General features: G+C 72.1%; 15 protein-coding genes and 2 pseudogenes. 10 read left to right on the top strand and 7 right to left on the bottom strand.

What is annotated here, in order from left to right; translation table 11 throughout:
* The first annotated feature begins 365 nt into the window (after positions 1–365).
* Entirely contained in the window at positions 366–1,145 is a 780-nt protein-coding gene (locus ACTWQC_RS06975; RefSeq protein ID WP_443314652.1) for a VOC family protein, read from the top strand.
* Positions 1,146–1,200: 55 nt separating this feature from the next.
* Here ACTWQC_RS06975 and ACTWQC_RS06970 read toward each other — a convergent pair whose 3' ends face one another.
* The 4 genes and pseudogenes from ACTWQC_RS06970 to ACTWQC_RS06955 form a co-directional block, all read right to left on the bottom strand.
* On the bottom strand, positions 1,201–2,340 hold the full coding sequence (locus tag ACTWQC_RS06970; protein ID WP_443314651.1) for a winged helix DNA-binding domain-containing protein: 1,140 nt from the start codon (positions 2,338–2,340) through the stop codon (positions 1,201–1,203).
* Between the two features lie 51 nt (positions 2,341–2,391).
* Complete coding sequence (locus ACTWQC_RS06965) at positions 2,392–3,204, bottom strand: PP2C family protein-serine/threonine phosphatase (protein WP_443314650.1); 813 nt, start codon at positions 3,202–3,204, stop codon at positions 2,392–2,394.
* A pseudogene (locus ACTWQC_RS06960) lies at positions 3,186–3,590 on the bottom strand (hypothetical protein); the annotation flags it as partial. The gene ACTWQC_RS06965 and the pseudogene ACTWQC_RS06960, both read right to left, overlap by 19 nt.
* A gap of 201 nt (positions 3,591–3,791) precedes the next feature.
* Positions 3,792–4,799, bottom strand: a complete 1,008-nt coding sequence (locus tag ACTWQC_RS06955) for an SDR family NAD(P)-dependent oxidoreductase (protein WP_443314649.1) — start codon at positions 4,797–4,799, stop codon at positions 3,792–3,794.
* 86 nt (positions 4,800–4,885) lie between these two features.
* Here ACTWQC_RS06955 and ACTWQC_RS06950 point away from each other — a divergent pair, with 86 nt between their 5' ends.
* From ACTWQC_RS06950 to ACTWQC_RS06940, 3 genes are all read left to right on the top strand, one after another.
* Positions 4,886–6,085, top strand: coding sequence for a sensor histidine kinase (locus ACTWQC_RS06950; protein WP_443314648.1), 1,200 nt, complete (start codon positions 4,886–4,888; stop codon positions 6,083–6,085).
* A complete protein-coding gene (locus ACTWQC_RS06945) occupies positions 6,082–6,735 on the top strand; it encodes a response regulator (RefSeq protein WP_443314647.1) in 654 nt (217 codons plus the stop codon). Before ACTWQC_RS06950 ends, ACTWQC_RS06945 begins: the two co-directional genes overlap by 4 nt.
* A gap of 318 nt (positions 6,736–7,053) precedes the next feature.
* On the top strand, positions 7,054–8,955 hold the full coding sequence (locus ACTWQC_RS06940) for an ATP-binding cassette domain-containing protein (RefSeq protein WP_443314646.1): 1,902 nt from the start codon (positions 7,054–7,056) through the stop codon (positions 8,953–8,955).
* Between the two features lie 205 nt (positions 8,956–9,160).
* On the opposite strand, the gene ACTWQC_RS06935 is transcribed toward ACTWQC_RS06940, so the two are convergent.
* Complete coding sequence (locus tag ACTWQC_RS06935; protein ID WP_443314664.1) at positions 9,161–9,868, bottom strand: hypothetical protein; 708 nt, start codon at positions 9,866–9,868, stop codon at positions 9,161–9,163.
* A 422-nt stretch (positions 9,869–10,290) separates the two neighbouring features.
* On the bottom strand, positions 10,291–12,024 hold the full coding sequence (locus ACTWQC_RS06930; protein WP_443314645.1) for a PucR family transcriptional regulator: 1,734 nt from the start codon (positions 12,022–12,024) through the stop codon (positions 10,291–10,293).
* Between the two features lie 303 nt (positions 12,025–12,327).
* On the opposite strand from ACTWQC_RS06930, the gene ACTWQC_RS06925 reads away from it, so the two are divergent.
* The 6 genes and pseudogenes from ACTWQC_RS06925 to ACTWQC_RS06900 all read left to right on the top strand — a co-directional run.
* Positions 12,328–13,215, top strand: a complete 888-nt coding sequence (locus ACTWQC_RS06925; RefSeq protein WP_443314644.1) for an FAD binding domain-containing protein — start codon at positions 12,328–12,330, stop codon at positions 13,213–13,215.
* The gene (locus tag ACTWQC_RS06920; protein ID WP_443314643.1) at positions 13,206–13,814 is read left to right on the top strand and encodes a (2Fe-2S)-binding protein; all 609 of its coding nucleotides are present in this window, start codon (positions 13,206–13,208) and stop codon (positions 13,812–13,814) included. Before ACTWQC_RS06925 ends, ACTWQC_RS06920 begins: the two co-directional genes overlap by 10 nt.
* A 5-nt stretch (positions 13,815–13,819) precedes the next feature.
* Positions 13,820–16,204 carry a xanthine dehydrogenase family protein molybdopterin-binding subunit gene (locus ACTWQC_RS06915; RefSeq protein WP_443314642.1) on the top strand — a complete coding sequence of 795 codons (2,385 nt, stop codon included), beginning with the start codon at positions 13,820–13,822 and terminating at the stop codon, positions 16,202–16,204.
* A gap of 214 nt (positions 16,205–16,418) precedes the next feature.
* On the top strand, positions 16,419–17,879 hold the full coding sequence (locus ACTWQC_RS06910) for an NCS2 family permease (protein WP_443314641.1): 1,461 nt from the start codon (positions 16,419–16,421) through the stop codon (positions 17,877–17,879).
* A gap of 43 nt (positions 17,880–17,922) precedes the next feature.
* The gene (locus ACTWQC_RS06905; RefSeq protein WP_443314663.1) at positions 17,923–19,101 is read left to right on the top strand and encodes an XdhC family protein; all 1,179 of its coding nucleotides are present in this window, start codon (positions 17,923–17,925) and stop codon (positions 19,099–19,101) included.
* Between the two features lie 136 nt (positions 19,102–19,237).
* Positions 19,238–19,759: pseudogene (locus ACTWQC_RS06900) on the top strand (AraC family transcriptional regulator); the annotation flags it as partial.
* Between the two features lie 177 nt (positions 19,760–19,936).
* Here ACTWQC_RS06900 and ACTWQC_RS06895 read toward each other — a convergent pair.
* On the bottom strand, positions 19,937–20,746 hold the full coding sequence (locus ACTWQC_RS06895) for a GntR family transcriptional regulator (RefSeq protein ID WP_443314662.1): 810 nt from the start codon (positions 20,744–20,746) through the stop codon (positions 19,937–19,939).
* Positions 20,747–20,828: the final 82 nt, after the last annotated feature.

Raw genomic sequence — 20,828 nt, 5'->3', positions numbered from 1 at the left:
AGGCCCTCCTCCGCCTCGCCCGCCACCGCATCAGCGTGCTGTTCGCCATGCTCCGCGACGGCACCTTCTACGAACCCAGAACCCCACGCCTCGCTTGACCACAGACATAGAGGCACCCCCCCCGGCCGGGGCGGGGCCAGTCCGCCCGCGCCCGCCTCCCGCTCCGCCTCCGCGCGCTGTGCGCCCGCCGTCCGCGCTGGATGGGCCGACCGTCTGCGAGTACTTCGACGCGGCCTGTAACCATGGCGCGCGGATGGCGGGCGCGCAGCCCGGGACACAGGGCGTGCGGTGCCGCCGGGCCGGGGCCAGGCTGGAGGTGAAGGGCAGTCCACCCGTAACGGGCCACGTCGACGTAAGGATCCACCATGCTCAGCACGCAGTTCGTGCCCGGCGCGCCCAACTGGATCGATCTCGGCACCCCCGACTTGGAGGCCGTCTCCGCCTTCTACGGTGGCCTCTTCGGCTGGCGCGCCGAGTCGTACGGGCCGGAGGCGGGCGGTTACGGGGCCTTCCGGCTCGACGGGAAGTCCGTCGCCGGGGTCGGCCCGCTCACCGAGGAGGGTGCCGAGACCGCCTGGACGGTGTACTTCCACACCCCCGACGCCGACGCCACCGCGAAGTCCGTCGAGCAGGCGGGCGGCACAGTGCGCTTCCCGCCGATGGACGTCTTCAGCGAGGGCCGGATGGCCGGGTTCACCGACCCCGGCGGGGCCCAGTTCGCCGCCTGGCAGCCGCGCGAGCACCCCGGGCTGCAGCTGGTCAACGACCCCGGGAGCCTGTGCTGGACCGAGCTGCACACCCCGGAGCCGGACAGCTCGCGGGACTTCTACAGGACGGTGTTCGGCTGGCAGGCCGAGGACATGCCGTTCGCCGGGACCACGTACACCGTGCTGCGCCTGGCGGGTGGCGGGCAGGAGGCGTCGTTCGGCGGGATCATGCCGCTCGCGCCCCCGGCCGGGGTACGGGCGCACTGGCTGCCGTACTTCGAGGTGGAGGACTGCGACACGACGGCCACCAGGAGCGAGGCGCTGGGCGGCTCGATCGCGCTGCATCCGGTGGAGGCGGAGGGCGTGGGCCGCTTCGCCCGGCTCACCGACCCGTGCGGCGCGGACTTCGCGGTGATCACGAGCGCACCACGCTCCTGACCGGACGTCCTGACCCTCATCCTCCTGACCGGACGTCCCGGCCAGGGCGCCTGGCTCAGCTCTCCGCGATGCGCAGATCGTGCGGGGCGGCCGGGGCGGCGAAGTCCAGCAGGCGGGCGCCCTCCGTCTCGATCTCCGAGCACTCCGCGCGCGACAGCCGCTCGAAGGGCTCGACGACGAGCGTGGCCGCCGCACCGGCCCGCGCCTGCTCAACGCGCCAGATGCCCCGGATGAACCCGTCGGCGAGGAAGACGCTGAAGGCCTGGTTGCCCTTCCAGGTACGGTCGCGGAACCTGTTCTCGATCACCCGGGACCGGTCCTGGTGCGAGAGGAAGAGATTGTCGAACTCCGGCAGGAAGCGGACCGGGGCGGGCGTCTCCGGGTCCGGCAGCGGACCGTCCGGCACGTCGTACAGCTCCACCCCGTGCTCGTCGCGGAAGGTGCGCAGCCGCGGCCGTATCCGGTCCACGACCTCCCGCAGCCGCGTCAGCCCCGACCACACCTGAATGTCCCGCACGGACGCCGGGCCGAAGGCCGCCAAGTAGCGCAGCAGCATCCGCTCCAGGCCCTCCGCCGTCGGCTCCTCCGGCTCCTGCCCGAGCCACTGCTGGACGGTGGTGTGCCTGGCCAAGCCGCTCTGCCCCCACAGAGCCCTCGGGGTCACCTGCACCAGGGGCAGTACGGTCCGCGCGGCCATCGACAGCGCCAGCGGGTCCCGGTCCGGCCAGAGCTCGGCGAGCGCCTTGCCGAGGTCGTTGAACATCAGCGGCCGCTCCTCCACGAGCGTCCGGGACACCTCCCCGAGCCGCGCCATGTCCACGCCCTCTATCCGCTTGCCGAAGGTCCCGCGGAAGCGCCGCTCCTGCATCTCCTGGAGCAGCGGCCGCAGGCTGAGGCAGTCGCGGGCAGTGACCAGGTGGAGGGTCGACCGCTGGAGCGCCATCCGTACGGTCCGGCGGGAGGTGAGGAGATCGGAGAGCTCCTCGGGGCGGAAGTCGGCGAGGCGCGCCCAGAGCGCGTAGTACGGGACCTTGGGGACCTGAGCGTGGATGCCGACGAGGTACTCGACGGCGTCGGCGGCCGGCATCCGGGAGCGGCGGAGCAGCAGCTGACGGTCGAGGAAAGCCCGGTTCAGCGCCTGGGTGGTCAGCGTGGTGGGTGCGGGGGCCGTGGCGGTGCCGGTGCGCTTTGTCATGACGACCACGCTAGGCCGGGTAGCGGACAGCTTCTGTCCTCATCGCGCGGGCTACTCGCCGATCCGGACGACGGCGAGCGTGATGTTGTCGGGACCGCCCGCGTCCATGGCGGCCTTCCACATCTCGAACGCGGCCCTGCCGTCCGCGTGCTCCCGCAGCACGCGGTCGAGATCGTCGTCCGGAACCGGGTCGGTCAGGCCGTCCGTGCAGACCAGGTGGCGGACGCCGGCGGACAGCGCCGAGCTGGACACATGCGGGTCGACGGGGCTGAAGTCCGGGGTGCCGCCGAGGGTCTGCGTGACGACGGGCGTCGTGCGCTGCCCGGGGGCGAGCGGCGGGTTGTCGTCCACGCTCAGCTCCCGCAGGCGCAGCCCGCCCTCGCCTTCGCCTTTCTCGACGCCTTCACCGCCCTCACCGCCCTCACCGCCCTCACCGCCCTCACCGCCGTCCAGGGCGTAGACCCGGCTGTCCCCGACGTTGAAGGTGAACACCGTCTCCTCGGTCACGACGACGCCCGCGACCGTCGTGCCCATCATGATCAGGTCGGGGTCGTCGTCCGCGGCCGCGTACACCGCCCGGTTGCAGCCCTCCAGGGCGTCGCGTACGGCCTCCTCGCTGTCCAGGTCGGGCCCGATCCGCGACAGCCGGCGTACGACCATGGCGCTGGCCACCTCGCCCGCCGGATGCCCGCCGAGCCCGTCGGCGACGGCGACGACCAGCGGTGTGCCGAGCGGGAACAGCAGCGTCTGGGGACTCTCGGTGACGGTGCTGCACAGCGTCCACGGCCCGACGACGAGGCTGTCCTCGTTGCGGTCGCGCAGCAGCCCGGTGTGACTCAGGGCGCTCACGACGATGTAGGCCATGGCAAGTCATCGCCTTCCGAACGGGCCAGGCACCCCCTTCCCCTCCATTGTGCGGCGCGAACGAGCGAGCTGCTGCCACGAGCGGCAGATCGCGTGCGTGCGAACGCGGGCGGACAAACCCGGCTCTCTCGTCGCTCGTCGCCGTCCGGAGCGCTCAGAGGGCTCCGCACGCCCTTGCCGTGGTCGGCGCGGGTGTGCAGCGGACCGCGGTACGTCCACGCCGCCAGGTCCTCGGACTCGTACAGCAGCGCCGCGCCGCGCCCGTCGCGCAGCCCGGCGCCGACGAGCATCCGCCAGCGCTCGCCACGGCGCCAGACGTACGGATCCCGGTAGGTGGTCACCCTCTCCGGAGGCTCGGGTACGAGCAGGGAAGGACGCTTGGTGAAGACCGTTCCCGAGGGGTCGGAGTCGGCGGCCGCGACCGGCTGGAATCAGCGGTCGGCGCGGTGCGCGGAGTAGAAGGCGGTGATCCGAGAGTCGCCCCGGCCGGGACGAGCGCCCGTCAGCCGCCGCCGTCGGCGAGGACGTCCGGCCCATCCGCACCCCCGTGGCGGATGAGCCGGGGCTCTCCCTCGCCCCGGAGAGGCTTATGTTCCGGGAGGTCTGGTCATCTTTCGTCCAGCCGTGGCACCGCCGTCGACGACGACCGACGAGCCCGTCATATACGGGAAATCGTCGGACGCGAGTCCCAGCACCGCACTTGCTATCTCCTCCGGTTCTGCCATCCGTTCGAGACCGTCGATGTTCAGGGGCCCGAATGCCTTCTTGAACCGCTCCCAGTCCGCATCCGGAATTCCAGGTGGACGGACGAAGGGAGTATCAGTTGTGCCGGGCAGAATGGCGTTGAGACGTATGCCCTTCGGGCCGTACGCGATCGCCGCGGCCTTTACGATGCCCTGCACCGCCCGCTTGCTCGCGGTGTACGCGGCGCCATCGGGTCGCGCCTGCTCCGCCGCCGACGACGAGGTGCAGATGATCACGCCGCGACCGGCCTTGAGCATGTACGGGATCTCGTACTTGATTGCCAGGAAGACGCCACGCGCATTGGTGTTGTTGACGTCGTCCCACTCCTCGACGCTCATCTCGTGGGGGAGCTTGTTCCCTCCGATACCAGCGTTGTTGAACGCCACATCGATGGCGCCGTAGCGTGAGGCCACCCGGTCCACGAACCGCTCGACCTGGTCCGGGATGCGCACATCGGCCTGAATGTACGCGGCCTCGCCCCCCGCCTCACGTATTTCCCGCTCGACTTGGCGCCCCAATGTGGCACGCCGGCCGCAGAAACCGACGTTGGCGCCTTCCGCCGCGAATGCCTTCGCCGCCGCCCGACCGATGCCGGACGTCGCTCCCGTGATGAGCACGGCCCGGCCCTCGAAGCGACGCCTTCCGCCCTCCTGCGCCCGGGACGACGCCGCGGCCCGAGCCGAGGGTCCCAGAGCCGAGGCCGCCACGCCGGCCAGGCCGACCGTCGCCGCGCCGCGGATGATCGAGCGACGCGGACTGAGCGGGACATCGTGGGCGCCCGTTGACACACCATCGTTTGTGTTCATGGCTGTCAGACTCGCGGCGGCAACGCCCCGGCCGTCACCGTCCATCGGCCGGATACAGCGGCCGAGGGGATGAGTGCGCCTCCTCCCACGGCAGGACCCCCAGGCGATGCAGGCGGCCTATCGTGGGCGGAGTGAACCCGCCTTGGATTGAGCTCGCGTTCGACCGGAGGTTCGCCGTCATCCGGGCGTGGGCGGTCTCAGCCATCCTGGTCGGTGATCTCCTTCTGGTCCAACACCCTTCCGGCCCCAAGGACTGGGCCCTCGCCCTCGCGGGGTTCGTGTTGTGCCTGGCGGTGAGTCGGTGGACGTTCACCGCGGCCCTGGCGCTGGCCGGCCTGCTCGTCGTCGCCCACTGGCTCCGCTCGGACGTCGTCCTCGCGTTGAAGGTCCTCGCAAGCGTCTCCGTGTTCGAACTGGCCGTTCAGCGTTCCGGTCGGCGCCTTGCCGTCGGATCCGCCGCAGTCGCCATCGCGGTAGCCGTGAACCGGCTCGGCGACCTGCCCGGCGAGTTCCTCTCGGTCCTGTACAAGATGGGGATCGTGGCGGGTCTGCCGCTGCTGATGGGGGCTTACGTCCGGGAGATCCGCGAGGCCGCGCGGCAGGCCCGCGAGCACGCCGCTCAAGAGGCGCGCCGCGCCGAGCAGAAGCTGGCGGCCGCTCGCGCCACCGAACGCACCGCCATCGCCCGCGAGTTGCACGACCTGGTGGCCCACCACGTCTCCTCCATGGTGCTGCGCGTCGGCGTCGCCCGTCATGTTCTCCGGGCCACCGACCCGCGCGTGAGTGAGATATTCGACGATCTCCACGCGAGCGGCAGCGCCGCCCTGACCGACCTGCGGCGTCTGGTGGCCGTGCTGCGCGATCCGGACAACGACGATCCGGGCACCTCGCTGGTCGATCCCGCGACTCTGCCGACTGCTCTGCGGGCCGTGGTCGAACGGAGTCAGGACGCGGGCCTGGTCGTGGAGGCGTCCGTCGATCCCGGCGTCTCCCGTCTCGACGCCGTACGCGGCCTCGCCGTGCTCCGCCTGGCGCAGGAGGGACTCGCCAACGCCGCCAAGCACGCCGGAGCAGGGGCACAGGTCCGGATGACCGTGCAACTGGCCGACGACGCCGTACGCCTGTCGATTCGCGACGACGGCGGTACCCACCACAACTCCGCTGCCGCGCGATCGACTGCCGGGCAGCCGCCTGCCGGGCACGGACTGATCGGCATGCACGAGCGCGTGGAGCTGCTCGGAGGACGCCTGGACGTCGGACCGGACGGGCATGGCTGGCAGCTTTCCGCGGAGTTGCCGGCCGCCGCACAGCGACTGGAGCTACAGCCGTGATCCGTCTCCTCCTCGTCGACGACCAGCATCTCGTCCGCATGGGCTTGCGCATGCTCTTCGAACCCGCAGCGGACATCGAGGTCCTCGGGGAGGCGGATAGCGGGGCCGAGGCCATCCGGCTGGCCGACCGGCTCGTCCCGGACGTCGTGCTGATGGACCTGCGCATGCCCGGAGTCGACGGCATCACCGCCGCCCAGAGGATCCTCGCGTCACGGCCCTCAGCCCGTGTCATCGCCTTGACCACGTTCGACGACGATGACCACCTCTATCCCGCCCTGGAGGCCGGGGCCTGCGGGTTCCTCGTCAAGGACACCCCGCCGGGCGAACTGGTCGCCGCCGTCCGCAGGGCTGCTGAAGGAGAGTCGCCCTTCAGCCGGGACGTACTGCGCCGCCTCGTCGAGCAGGCGGTCCAGACCCGCCCCCCGAACGGCGACCGACCGAACGGCCCGGCGCTCAACGTCACGCCACGGGAACGCGAGGTGCTCAGCCTCATCGGCTGCGGACTCAGCAACAAGGAGATCGCCGACCGATTGCACCTCGGCGTCACCACGGTCAAAACCCATGTGGCGAGCCTCATGACGAAGACCGGTGAGCCGAACCGCATACGGCTGGCCGTCCTCGCCGTCCAGTCCGGCATCACTCCCCGCTGACCTCCAAGCCTCGCCGACCGTCCCGCCATCCGGGCGAGCGGACGGGCGGACGGACGGACGGACGGACGGGCGGACGGACGGACGGGCGATTGAGCGGAGTTACCGCCGGGGCCTCCGATGACCGGTCCTGCATGAGCGATGCCATCAGAGCGGCCGAAGAGGGCCGTTTCCTCCTCCCAGCCGGGCCGTTGGCCCTATTGCTGGCCGACCGGTACCACACGCACACCGCGGAGCATCACGTCGCGCCTTCATAGCCGCCCTGGGTGCTCTCGCCGAACACGTCGAGTTCGCGACCACGAGCATCCAGGAGGTCTTCAGTTGACCATCACCGACTCGAGCGACGAGAGCGACGCGAGCACCGGCACTCCCCCACCTCCCCCGCCCCCTGTCCAGATCACGTTCCACGGGCACTTCGGGAGGAACCCACTGGGTGAGGCCTCCTTCCGGCACATGTGCTCCCGCCTGCCCTCCGTGCTGCGGCAGACGGGCCGGATGGCGTGGGACATCGACCGCCCGGCCGTCATCCTGCTCATCGCCTGCCAAGTGCTCGCCGGCCTGGCCTCCGCGCTGCTGCTCACCGCCACCGCCCGCGCGATGAGCCCGATCCTGAGCGCCGCTCCCGTGTCCGACCGGCTCCACGCCGCATTACCCGCTTTCCTGGTCGTCGCCGGTGCCGCCGCTGTCACCCGGATCTCCACTGCGCTCGTCTCCTACGCCGACGGGCGGATCACCCCCCGCCTGCTCACCGCCGCCGACACGGCGATGGTCGAAGCGGTATGCCGCGTGGAGGCGGCCGCGTACGGGGAGGCGGGGTTCGCCGACCGGCAGGAAGCCGCGGAAGTGGGCGTGACCCGCACCAACATGATGGTGAAGGACGCGCAGCGGTTCATGTCGGCCCTGGTCCGCATGATCGCGGCAGCGGGCGTGCTCACCGTCCTTCATCCGCTGATGCTCCTGCTACTCTTCCTCGCCGTGCTCCCGGCCGGAGTCGGCGCGGTCATGTCGGCCAAGGTCGACTACGAGACCCACTACGCCAATGTCGGTGACCGCAACGTCCGCGGAATGATGCGCTGGTGGGCCACCACCCCGAAGCTGGGCGACGAGGTGCGGGCGAACGGCATGACCGACTACCTGGTGTTCTGGTACCGCTCGCTGTCCGAGCGCATCGACCAACGCACGCTCACGATGGCACCGCGGATGCTGCGCATCGCCCTGGCCACCTCGGCGATCGGCGGCATGTTCCTCATCGGCACCTGGGGGACGCTGGCCTGGCTGGCCGTCACCGGCCGCGTCAACCTGGCCGTCGCCGCGACCGCCGTCGTCGCTGTGCAGACCTCGCTGGCCGCACTGTCGCAGGTGGTCATCAACGGCGCGGCGTTGTTCCACACCAGCCTCTACCTCGCCGACATGCGGTCCTTCCTCGACCTCGCCGCCGAACGCGCACCCAAGCGCGGCCCGCTGACCGTACCGGAACAGCCGGAGGAGATCCGGCTGGACGAGGTGGTCTACCGGTATCCCAACAAGGAGACGCCGGCCGTGGACCGCGTATCGCTGACGCTGCGCCGGGGCGAGGTCATCGCGATCGTCGGCGAGAACGGCTCGGGCAAATCCACCCTGACCCGCCTGATCACCGGACTCTTCCTCGCTGACAAGGGGCGCGTGACATGGGACGGCGTCGACCTCGCTGCCGCCGATCCGAACACGGTGTGGGCACGCACCGGGCTCGTGCCCCAGTTCTTCGGCCAGTGGCCGCTGGCGGTGAGGGAGAACGTCACGCTCGGCCAGCCCCGCACCCGCCACGACGGTCCCGTGTGGGACGCCATCGACGCCGTCGGCATGCGCGAGACGGTCGAGGAACTGCCCAAGGGCCTGGATACGCTGCTGGCCCGCGAGCTGTGGGGAGGACGCGAACTGTCCGGCGGGCAATGGCAGCGCCTCGCCTGCTCCCGGGCGCTCTACCGGCAGCCACCGGTGCTGATCCTGGACGAACCGACCTCCGAGATGGACGCCCGCGGCGAACACCACATGTTCGCGGCCCTCAAGACCATCGCCCCTTCCAGGATCACGATCGTCGTCACCCACCGGATCGAGAACACGAAGATGGCGGACCGGATCATCGTCATGGAGCACGGCCGGATCACCGAGCAGGGCCGATACCAGGACCTGATCAACGCGGGAGGCGTCTTCAGCGAACTCCACGCCCTCTCTCAAGACCGATGAGGTGTCGAGGGCAAGCGAGTCTCAGCGTGCCCAGGCGATGTGCCGACGTCGATCGCGCCGCGGCCCCACCGCCTCAGCCGTGGCTCAGTGACGTGTGCCGTGGGGTCGGAGGGGAGGCAAGGGTCATGACCCATCCCTGGTTCCCTTTTCGAGGGCCTCTGCGTTCCGTTGACCTGTGCGTCCTGTCCCGGGCGACCCTGCGGCCCTACGCCGCCGCCTCCGGGCTCAACTGGTCCGCCAGCCACGTCGGTACGCCCCCCAGCAAGCGGAAGAGGCGGCCCGCCTCCGCTCGTAGCCGGGAGGCATCCGGCTCCGGCTCGGCCTCCGCGAGGGCCGCGAGGGCCGGGGCCGTGCCGATCAGATAGCCCAGCTCCTCACGGATGCGGAGGGATTCCGCGAAACCGTGCCGCGCCTCGGCGAGTTCGCCGTCGCGCAGGGCGAGACCCCCCAGGTGCCGCCAGGTGAAGGAGCACAGCAGCTGGTCGTCCTGCGCGGTGGCGCCTTCGTGGGCGCGGCGGTAGGCGGCACGGGCGGACTGCGGGCTGTCCGCGAGGTGTTCGGCGACCAGGCCGCGCCGGAAGTCGAGCAGCGGGCGGCCCGCGGCCGAAGGGGCGAGCAGCGCGGCGGCCCGCCCGAGCGCCGCCCGGGCCTCGTCGGCGCGGTCCCGTACGCCGAGGACCGTCGCCGCGTACGCCAGGTGCCCGCGCTCGCAGGCCGCCGCGCCCCGCTCGTCGTCCGAGCTCGCCAGGGCTTCCGCGGCGCGCAGCGCGTCCTCCGCCTCGGACCACCCGACCGCCGTGAACAGGCAGCGCTCGCCGAGCAGGGCGGCGCGCTGCAGCGCCACCGCGGCGTCGTCGGCGGCGTGCGGGGCGAGCAGCGCCGCCGCGTCGTCCCAGCAGCCGCGCGAGCGCAGCCGCCATACGGCGACGCTGCGCGGGTGCTGCGGGTCGTTCCGCCCGGCTGGCTCTGGCTTCCCCGCAGATCCCGGTCCCGCTGATCCCGTAGATCCCGGTCCCGCAGGCCCCGCAGATCCCGCAGATCCCGCAGGCCCCCCATACCCCCCAGGTCCCGCAGATCCTGAAGACCCCGAACGTGACATGGCGGTATCCGCCACATTCCCTCCCCAAGCGCGCCGTCGAGCCGGAAGCCGTGGGCGCATCTCAGCACGGAATCCGCAGCCGAGGCTAGGGGGTGGGTGAATCCGTTCACAATCAGCCGGGACAGTGCGGTTGTTCAGCCTCTTCGCGGCGCACGGTCCTCGTCCCGCCCGCAGGGCACGCCATCACCGCAGACCATCACCGCACGCCATCACCCGCGCACCATCACCGCACGCCGTCAGCTCATCCGCAGCGCAAGGAAGAAGTCCAGCTTGTCCTCGAGCCGCGACAGGTCACGCCCCGTCAGCTGCTCGATCCTCCCCACCCGGTACCGCAGCGTGTTCACGTGCAGATGCAGCCGCGACGCGCACCGCGTCCACGACCCGTCGCTGTCCAGGAAGGCCTCCAGCGTCGGGACCAGCTCCGCCCGGTGCCGCCGGTCGTAGTCCCGCAGCGGGTCGAGCAGCCGCGCGGTGAAGGCGCGGCGCACGTCGTCCGGTACGAACGGCAGCAGCAGAACATGCGAGGCCAGCTCCTGGTGGCCCGCCGCGCACACCCGGCCCGGGCGCGCCGCCGCGACCCGGCGCGCGTGCCTGGCCTCCTCCAGCGCGCCGCGCAGCCCCTCCGCCGACTGCACCACCGCGCTGACCCCGATCGTCAGCCGTCCGTCCCCGTCCAGGCCGCGGGCCAGCGGCTCGCCGACCGCGGCCAGCAGTTCCTCGGCCTCCAGGCCCCGCCCCGGGCTCCGGTGCGGCCCCTCTTCGTCGGCGGGCAGCGACGGCAGCGGCACCAGCGCGATGGCCTCCTTGCCGTTGTGCGCCACGGCGATACGGTCCGGCGGCTCGGAGTCGTCCGTCCCCTGGCCGACGAGGATCTCCTCCAGCAGCGACTGGGTGATCGGACCGCCGTCGAGGTCGCCGCCCTCCCACTCGACGCGGGCCACCACCACCTGCCAGTGCGGCGCGGCGCCGAGGCCCGGCAGCAGCACCGGCGCGGCCACCCGCAGGCGGGCCGCGACCTCGGCGGGCGGCGCCCCGGCCTGGACCAGCTCCAGCACCTCCTGCGCCAGCCGCCGCCGTACCGTACGGGCCGCGTCACGGCGGTCCCGCTCCACCGCGATCAGCTGCGTGACGCCCTGGAGCAGGTCGAGCCGCTCGGCGGACCACTCCCCGGCGTCCGCCTCGACGGCCAGCAGCCAGTCCGAGAGCACGGTCTCGCGTACGTCACGCGAAGCGGGCGCATGCGCCTCGGGCGCCGCCCGCCCTCCCCCGGCTGCCGCTGGATGATGCCCCCAGCTGCGGATCGGGAACAGCGAGTACGTGCCGGCCTGGGTGGCGAGCCGGTACGGGCCGCGGCGCCCGCTGCGCGTCGCCGCGAGGTGCTCGCCGGCCAGGGTCGAGCACACCGGCGCGGGCAGCTCGGGACCCGCGCCCGCCAGGCTCGATCCGGCGATCCGGCGGCCGGTCGGCGAGAGCACCCAGGCCCGCAGGTCGAGGTCGCTGCCGAGCAGGTCGAGGACGACCTCGGGGCCGCCGCCCGCGGGCCCGGACGTCATCAGCCGACGGTGCCGGTCCACCACCGCCGCCAGGTCCCCGGCGCGCTCGCTGGACACCTGGCGTACGACGTGCTCGGTGATCGCGGCGAAGGCGACGTCCTCGTCCACCGCGAACAGCGGCAGCCGGTTGCGGGAGCAGGCCGCCACCAGGTCGTCCGGGATGGCGCCGAGCTCGGCCTCGCCCGCCGCGAGCCCCGCTACCCCGGCCTGGGTCAGGATCCGTACGAACCGCTCGGAGTCCTCCGGCTTACGGCGCCACGCCAGGCCGGTCAGCACCAGCTCGCCGCCCGACAGATAGCGGCTCGGATCGCGCAGGTCGGTGGTCATCACGCCGCGCACGGTACGGTCCAGCTCGTCCTCGCCGCCGAGCAGCCGCAGGCCGAGGGTGTCCGTCTCCAGCAGTGCGCGCAGCCTCATCTCTCGTCGCCGCCGATCGCTTCGTGTCGCGTCTTGTCGTGTCTTGTGTTGCCAGGCTTATGCCGTGAGGTTTCCCGCCCCCGTCTTTCGTTCGAATCTACAAGACCGGACCTATGGCCAGCCAAGTGCTTCATGGTTTCGGTGACTGCACCCGGGGGGTCGTGGCTCGGTGTACTGACCCCACGCCGCGTGAACAGGACATGAATAAACCAGCGAGGGCCCGTCGTGAGGATCCTCCCTCAGGTCCTCCGCAGGACCTCCCCGCCGGTTTCCGAACGACCGATCCCCAGAAGAGAGCCACTGATGGACTTCCTTCGCCCCGCCAGCTGGGAGGAGGCGCTCGCCGCGAAGGCCGAGCACCCAACGGCTGTGCCCATCGCGGGTGGCACCGACGTCATGGTCGAGATCAACTTCGACCACCGCAGGCCGGAGTACCTGCTCGACCTGAACCGGATCCCGGAGCTGCGCGAGTGGGAGGTCGGCGAGGAGAACGTACGGCTCGGCGCCTCCGTGCCGTACACCCGGATCATGGAGAACCTGCGTGGCGAGCTCCCGGGCCTCGCGCTCGCGTCGCACACCGTGGCCTCCCCGCAGATCCGCAACCGCGGCGGCGTCGGCGGCAACCTCGGCACCGCATCCCCGGCCGGTGACGCCCACCCCGCCCTGCTCGCCGCGGGCGCCGAGGTCGAGGTCGCGTCCGTGCGCGGCACCCGCTTCATCCCGATCGACGACTTCTTCACCGGCGTGAAGCGCAACGCCCTCGAGTCGGACGAGCTGATCAGGTGCGTCCACATCAAGAAGGCCGAGGGCCCGCAGCAGTTCTCGAAGGTCGGCACGCGGAACGCGATGGTCATCGCGGTATGCGCCTTCGGTCTGGCGCTGCACCCCGGGACCCGGACCGTCCGCACCGGCATCGGCTCCGCCGCCCCCACCCCCGTCCGCGCCCGCGAGGCCGAGGAGTTCCTGGCCGCGGCGCTGGAGGAGGGCGGCTTCTGGGAGAGCGGCCAGGCGATCACCCCGTCGGTCGCCAGGCAGTTCGCGGAGCTGTGCTCCGGCGCCTGCAGCCCCATCGACGACGTGCGCGGCAGCGCGAAGTACCGGCGCCACGCGGTCGCCGTCATGGCCCGCCGCACCCTCGGCTGGACCTGGGACGAGTACCGCGGCAAGGAGAGGATCGAACGATGCGCGTGAACTTCCGCGTCAACGGCCGCCCTTATGAGGCGGACGACGTGTGGGAGGGCGAGAGCCTGCTGTACGTCCTGCGCGAGCGCATGGGGCTTCCCGGCTCGAAGAACGCCTGTGAGCAGGGCGAGTGCGGCTCCTGCACGGTCCGCCTCGACGGGGTGCCGGTCTGCTCCTGCCTGGTCGCCGCGGGCCAGGTCGAGGGCCGCGAGGTCGTCACGGTCGAGGGCCTGGCGGACTACGCAAAGCAGCGCGCGGAGGGCGGCTGCGCCTCCGGCGCCTGCGGCACGAGCACCGACGCCGCTCAGCGCTGGGAGGCCAGGCCCTCGGACTCGCATACCGGTGAGGCCGCCGATCTCTCCCCCATCCAGCAGGCGTTCATCGACGCCGGCGCGGTCCAGTGCGGCTTCTGCACCCCGGGCCTCCTCGTCGCCGCAGACGAGCTGCTGGAGCGCAACGCCCAGCCGACCGACGCCGACATCCGCGAGGCCCTGTCCGGCAATCTGTGCCGCTGCACGGGCTACGAGAAGATCCTCGACGCGGTCCGCCTCGCGGCCGCCCGCGGCGAGGGCGAGAGCGCGGAGACGACCGCGGGAACGGGGGCCTGACCACCATGGGCGTCACGCGCACACCCACCCATCTCACCCAGGGAAGCCGGACCAGGGGGGTCATCGGCGAGTCCACGCTCCGCCCCGACGGCACCCTGAAGGTCACCGGCGAGTTCGCGTACTCCTCCGACCTCTGGCACGAGGACATGCTGTGGGGCTTCACCCTCCGCAGCCCGCACGCGCACGCCGAGATCGTCTCCATCGACATCTCCGAGGCGCTCGCCCAGGCCGGTGTCCACACGGTCCTCAGCTACGACGACCTGCCGGCCGCGACGAAGAACTACGGCCTGGAGATCCAGGACACCCCGGTGCTGGCCCACGGCCGGGTGCGCCACCACGGCGAGCCGGTGGCCATCGTCGCCGCCGACCACCCGGAGACCGCCCGCCGCGCCGCCGCGAAGATCAAGGTCGAGTACGCCGAACTGCCCGTCGTCACGGACGAGGCCTCCGCGACCGCCCCCGACGCCCCGCTGCTGCACCCGGGCCGCAACGACCACCACGCACGTCACGTCCCCCATCCGAACATCGTCCACCGCCAGCCGATCGTCCGCGGCAACGCCGCCGAAGCGGCCGAGCGCGCCGACGTGATCGTGCGCGGCGAGTACGAGGTCGGCATGCAGGACCAGGCCTTCCTCGGCCCGGAGTCCGGCCTCGCCGTACCCGCCGAGGACGGCGGCGTCGACCTCTACGTCGCCACCCAGTGGCTGCACTCCGACCTCCGCCAGATCGCCCCGGTCCTCGGCCTGCCCGAAGAGAAGGTGCGGATGACGCTGTCCGGCGTCGGCGGCGCCTTCGGCGGCCGCGAGGACCTGTCGATGCAGATCCACGCCTGCCTTCTGGCGCTGCGCACCGGCAAGCCGGTCAAAATCGTCTACAACCGGTTCGAGTCCTTCTTCGGCCACGTCCACCGGCACCCGGCCAAGCTCTGGTACGAGCACGGCGCCACCAGGGACGGCAAGATCACGCACATGAGGTGCCGGATCGTGCTGGACGGCGGCGCGTACGCCTCCGCCTCCCCGGCCGTCGTCGGCAACGCCTCCTCCCTTTCCGTCGGCCCATACGTGATCGACGACGTCGACATCGAGGCGATCGCGCTCTACACCAACAACCCGCCCTGTGGCGCCATGCGCGGCTTCGGCGCGGTCCAGGCCTGCTTCGCGTACGAGGCGCAGATGGACCGGCTCGCGGCGGAACTGGGCATGGACCCGGTCGAGTTCCGGCAGCTCAACGCCATGTCACAGGGGACGATCATGCCGACAGGGCAGCCCGTCGACTCCCCGGCCCCGGTCGCCGAACTGCTGCGCCGCGTCAAGGCCATGCCGATGCCGCCCGAGAAGCAGTGGGAGAGCGCGGGCGAGACCGCCGACGTCCGCGCCCTGCCCGGCGGTCTGTCCAACACCACGCACGGCGAAGGCGTCGTACGGGGCGTGGGCTACGCGGTCGGCATCAAGAACGTCGGATTCTCCGAGGGCTTCGACGACTACTCCACCGCGCGCGTGCGCCTGGAGGTCGCCGGCGGCGAGCCGGTCGCCGTCGTGCACACCGCGATGGCCGAGGTCGGCCAGGGCGGTGTCACCGTGCACGCCCAGATCGCCCGCACCGAACTCGGCGTCACCCAGGTCACCATCCACCCCGCCGACACCCGGGTCGGCTCCGCGGGCTCCACCTCCGCCTCCCGCCAGACGTACGTCACCGGCGGCGCGGTGAGGAACACCTGCGAGGCCGTACGGGGGAAGGTCCTGGAGATCGGCCGCCGCAAGTTCGGCACGTACCACCCGGCGTGGGCCACCGCGGAACTGCTGCTGGAGGGCGGCAAGGTCGTCACCGACGGCGGTGAGGTCCTCGCGAACCTGGTGGACGTGCTGGAGGGCGAGGCGGTCGACATCGAGCTCGAGTGGCGGCACCGCCCCACCGAGGCGTTCGACCTGCACACCGGGCAGGGCCGGGGCCACGTCCAGTACTCCTTCGCCGCGCACCGCGCGGTCGTCGAGGTCGACACCGAACTGGGCCTGGTCAAGGTGATCGAACTGGCCTGCGCCCAGGACGTCGGCAAGGCGCTCAACCCGCTGTCCGTGGTCGGCCAGATCCAGGGCGGTACGACCCAGGGCCTCGGCCTCGCGGTCATGGAGGAGATCCTCGTGGACCCGAAGACCTCGAAGGTCCGCAACCCGTCCTTTACGGACTACCTGATTCCCACGATCCTCGACACGCCGGTCATCCCGGTCGACGTGCTCGAACTGGCCGACGAGCACGCGCCGTACGGCCTGCGCGGCGTCGGCGAGGCGCCGACGCTGTCCTCCACCCCGGCTGTCGTCGCCGCCATCCGCGCGGCGACGGGGCTGGCTCTCCACCGCGTACCGGTGCGCCCGGAGCACATCACCGGCACGTAAGTCCTCCGGGCGGCGCGGCCGGGAAAACCCTCCTCCGGCCTTCGGTATGGAGAACCCCACTCGCGGCGCCGCCCGGAGCCTCCACACGTACCGCACCGCTCGCGGTACCCCGTTCGTCTCGGGCCGTTCCCCCGGGTCGTGCAGCCAACTCAACATCCCAAACCCCGCGGACAGCCCCCCGCGGGTGCCCCTATGAACCTTGGGAGCAGGCATCATGACCCAGTCGTCAGTACAGCCGAGGACATCGGCGGAGGAGGCGGGCCCAGGCTCGCGTCCGCCCGCCGGCCGGTCCTGGCTCGACCGGTACTTCCACATCTCCGACAGAGGAACCACGGTCGCGCGTGAGGTGCGCGGCGGCATCACCACCTTCATGGCGATGGCGTACATCCTTCTGCTCAACCCGCTGCTGCTGGGCGGTGAGGACGTCGCGGGCAACACCCTCAGCCGCACCGGTCTGATCACGGCCACCGCGCTCGCCGCCGCTTTCACTACGCTGCTCATGGGCTTCGTCGGCAAGGTGCCGCTCGCCCTCGCCGCCGGGCTCAGCGTTTCCGGCGTGATCTCCTCGCAGGTCGCGCCCAACATGACGTGGCCGCAGGCCATGGGCATGTGCGTGATCTACGGCGTCGTCATCATGCTCCTGGTGGTGACCGGGCTCCGCGAGCTCATCATGAACGCGATCCCGCTGGCGCTGAAGCACGCGATCACCATCGGCATCGGCATGTTCATCGCGCTGATCGGCCTGGTGAAGGCCGGCTTTGTGCAGATGAACAACGAGTCGGCGCCCGTGATCCTCGGAGCGGGCGGCGAGCTGGCGGGCTGGCCCGTGCTGATCTTCTGCGTCACGCTGCTGCTGATCTTCGTGATGCAGGCCCGCAACATCCCCGGCGCGATCCTCATCGGCATCGCCATCGGCACGGTCATCGCGGTCGTGGTCAACGCGGTCGGCGGTCTCGGCGCGAAGGCGTGGGGCGGCGCGCCGCCGGAGCTCGACGGCGGTGCCGTGTCCAGCCCCGACTTCTCCCTCTTCGGGCAGGTCGAGTTCGGCGGCTGGGGCTCGATCGGCGCGATGACCGTCGGCATGATCGTCTTCACGCTCGTGCTGGCCGGGTTCTTCGACGCGATGGCCACCATCATCGGCGTCGGCACCGAGGCCGAACTGGCGGACTCCCAGGGGCGGATGCCCGGCCTCAGCAAGGCGCTGTTCATCGACGGCGCGGGCGGTGCGGTCGGCGGCCTCTCGGGCGCCTCGGGCCAGACCGTGTTCATCGAGTCGGCGACCGGCGTCGGCGAGGGCGCCCGTACGGGTCTGTCGAGCGTGGTCACCGGGCTGTTCTTCGCGGCCTGCCTGTTCTTCACCCCGCTCACCCAGATCGTGCCAGGTCAGGTCGCGGCCGCCGCGCTGGTCGTCATCGGCGCGATGATGATGCAGAACGCCAAGCACGTGGACTGGAGCGACCGCTCCGTGGCCATCCCGGTCTTCCTGACCGTGGCCCTGATGCCGTTCACGTACTCCATCACCGCCGGGGTCGGCGCGGGCGTCATCGCCTACACCGCCATCAAGGCGGCCCAGGGCAGGTGGCGCGAGCCCGGCGCCTTCATGTGGGTGCTGACCGGCGTCTTCCTCGTCTACTTCGCCCTCAACCCGATCGAGCACCTGCTGGGCGTCAAGTAGCGCCCCCGTGCTCTCCACGCACACTGAAGGAGAGGTGATCGCCGTGCTGGACATCGCGGATGAGCTGCACCGGTGGTGCGAGCAGGGACGTGACTTCGCCGTGGCCACCGTGGTGGCGACGAGCGGCAGCGCGCCCCGGCAGCCCGGTGCCGCCCTGGCGGTCGACAGCGACGGCACGGCGATCGGCTCCGTCTCCGGCGGGTGCGTGGAGGGCGCGGTCTACGAGCTGTGCCGGAGCGCCCTCGAGACCGGCGACCGCGTCCTCGAACGCTTCGGCTACAGCGACGAGGACGCCTTCGCCGTCGGTCTGACCTGCGGCGGCGTCATCGACATCCTCGTCACCCCGGTACGGAACGGGGAACGGGCGGACGGCTCCCCGGTGGACGGCACCGACCGGGAGACGCTCGCCGCCGCCGCGGCAGCCGCCGCCCGCGGGGAACCGGCGGCGGTCGCGCGCATCGTCGAGGGCCCGGCCGAACTGCTGGGCCGCGCCCTGCTCGTACGGCCCGACGGGTCGTACGCGGGTTCGCTGGGCGGCCACCCCGAGCTGGACCGTACGGCGGCAGGCGAGGCACGCGCGCTGCTGGACGCCGGTCGCACGGAGACCGTCGGGATCGGCGCCGAGGGCAGCCGCTGCGGGCAGCCGGTCGTGCTGCTCGTCGAATCGTCCGTTCCGCCACCCCGCATGATCGTCTTCGGGGCGATCGACTTCGCCTCGGCCCTGGTCCGGGTCGGCAAGTTCCTGGGCCACCACGTCACGGTCTGCGACGCCCGCCCCGTCTTCGCCACCGCGCGCCGCTTCCCCGAGGCCGACGAGATCGTCGTCGACTGGCCCCACCGCTACCTCGAATCCCAGGAGCTGGACGGCCGTACGGTGCTGTGCGTCCTCACGCACGACGCGAAGTTCGACGTCCCGCTGCTGGAACGCGCCCTGAAGCTCCCGGTCGCCTACGTCGGAGCCATGGGCTCCCGCCGCACCCACCTCGACCGGCTCCAGCGCCTCCGCGACGCCGGCGTCACCGAGCTCGAACTGGCCCGGCTGCGCTCCCCGATCGGCCTCGACCTCGGCGCGCGTACGCCCGAGGAGACGGCTCTGTCGATCGCCGCCGAGATCGTCGCCGACCGCCGCGGCGGCACCGGCGTGCCCCTGACGGGCGCCCACACCCCGATCCACCACGACACGGCGGGGACGCCTGCGGGGCGGATCGGGTCGGTGGCGTGACGGGGGCACGGGACTGTCGCGGGCCTGCCGACGCCTGACAACGAGAGCGATCCCGGTGGCATGAACCACTGCGTGGCCTGGCCCTTGGTCTTGGCGACCGTGTCAAAGTCACGGTCGCAGTGGAGGAGTATGAGCTCGGCTGCTGGATGCGCTGCCCGCGCTGCTCGTCCTCCCTGGTGACGTCTGGGACTGCCCGCTCATCCCGCTGCGCGGCGACGAAATCGCCAAGGACGAGCCGGGCCAAGAGACCGTACGCGACCGGCTGCTCGACCTGCTGCTGATCTCCGTACCGCGGGCCTGGTTCGCCCGCCCGGAGGCCGAGGCGCCCGGCTGGTACGCGGCGCGCGGCGACGCCGTCGTGGGGCGGGCTCCGCGGCTGCTGGAGAGCAACCCGGCCCACCCCTGGACGGTCGCCTCGCTGGCCGCAAGACCGGCGTCTCCCGCGCGGCACTGGCCCCCGCTTCACCGAACTGATCGGCGAGCCGCCCATGGCCTACCTCGCGGGCCGGCGGCCGGCCCTGGCCGCCGATCTGCTGCGCGAACGGACGCGACGATCGGCGCGGTGGCCCGGCAGGTGGGATACGGGAGCTCCTTCGCGCTCAGCACCGCGTTCAAGCGGGTACGCGGCGTCAGCCCGCAGCAGTACCGGGCCGCTGCAGGCCGATCACTCCCGGCACCGGCACCCCGGCGACGCTCATCCCCTGCCGCCATCCGGGACGGGAATGGCCCGACCGGCCCACGGCTGCGGGCAGTTGTGGACCGTGCTGGTGCCACGGCGCACACGTTTCCCGCCATCGGCAGGTTGCAGACGTCGCGGTGATCCGCCGGTCGCGCCCTAGCCGGTGCGGCCGACGCCGGCGAAGTGCTCGCGTACGAGCTGCTCGACGACCACCAGGTCCTGCGCGGCAAGGGCGTCGAGCAGGGCGTTGTGCTCGGCGGCGTCGGCGAGCAGGTCGGCGGCTCGCACGATCGTCCCGTCGCCGACGGGACCTTGCGCGCGCCGGTGCAAGTCGTCGCCGAGGAGTGAGAGTTGGCGGTTGCCCGCGAGTGCGAGGAGGGCGTGGTGGAAGGCTCGGTCGACCTCCGCGTACGCGGCGCGGTCGCCGTGGGCGGCGGCCGCGACGGTGTCCGCGGCGAGCGGGCGGAGCTCGTCCCAGCGCTCACGCGGCACGGTGCAGGCCAGTCCGACCATCACGGGCACCTCGATCAGCGCCCGGATCTCGGCCAGTTCGGCGAGGTCGCGCGCGGTGCGGCGGGCGACCCGGAAGCCGCGGTTGGGTACGACCTCGACGGCGCCCTCGCAGGCGAGTTGCTGCATCGCCTCGCGCACGGGGGTCGGGGAGACGCCGAACCGCTGGGCGAGCGCGGGCGCGGAGTACACCTCGCCCGCAGCCAGCTCCCCGCTGACGAGCGAGCAGCGCAGCGCGTCGAGTACCTGGCCGCGTACGGAGTGCCGCCGCGGAAGCCGGCGCGCAGCGGGCGGCTCCCCATCGGTCGCCGCGGCGGCCCGCCGCGGCCGCGCCGTGGGATCACTCCCAGCGGCCCCCTCCGGCGCACTGTGACCATGCTCACTCCGCACGGCGTCACGCGGCCGGACGCCATCGGGCGCGGCAGAACTCCGCCGCGAGCCGTCGGCCCCGTCCAGGCGAGCGCTGCCCGGCGCCCCGGCGCTCGCCCGCAGGCGCTCGGCTCCGGCCGCGGACCGGGAAGCGGTCCCTCCGGGCCCG

Source organism: Streptomyces sp. 8N616 (genome assembly GCF_052246385.1).
In the GTDB taxonomy this organism is placed as follows: Bacteria; Actinomycetota; Actinomycetes; order Streptomycetales; family Streptomycetaceae; genus Streptomyces.
Note: the sequence above shows the minus strand (reverse complement) of the source record. Positions and strands in the feature narration are given on the sequence as shown.